Genomic DNA, 259 nt, shown 5'->3' with positions numbered 1-259 from the left:
TTGTTACTTCCTTAAAAAGGAGTTTAAGACAACTCAAAAAAGAAATAGACACTATAGAAGAAAAGCTTTTATTGTTGGTAAATGAAGTGCATAAAGATGTTTTAACACGTTTGAAAAGTATTCCAGGAATAGGAAAGAAAACATCCTTAATGTTAGTGGTTTTAACTGATGGATTCGATCGTTTTAAAAGTGGCAGTGAGTTATGCAGTTATGCAGGATTAACCCCTATAATTAGGCAAAGTGGATCTAGTGTAAATGG

The 259-nt window shown here is 32.4% G+C and carries 1 protein-coding gene; it reads left to right on the top strand.

Annotated elements, in window-relative coordinates; all coding sequences use genetic code 11:
* A partial coding sequence (locus CXF67_RS00345) for a transposase (protein WP_145990333.1) occupies nucleotides 1–259 on the top strand: 259 nt, incomplete at both ends.

Source organism: Psychroflexus sp. MES1-P1E, assembly GCF_002836055.1.
Classification (GTDB): Bacteria; Bacteroidota; Bacteroidia; order Flavobacteriales; family Flavobacteriaceae; genus Psychroflexus.
Note: the sequence above shows the minus strand (reverse complement) of the source record. Positions and strands in the feature narration are given on the sequence as shown.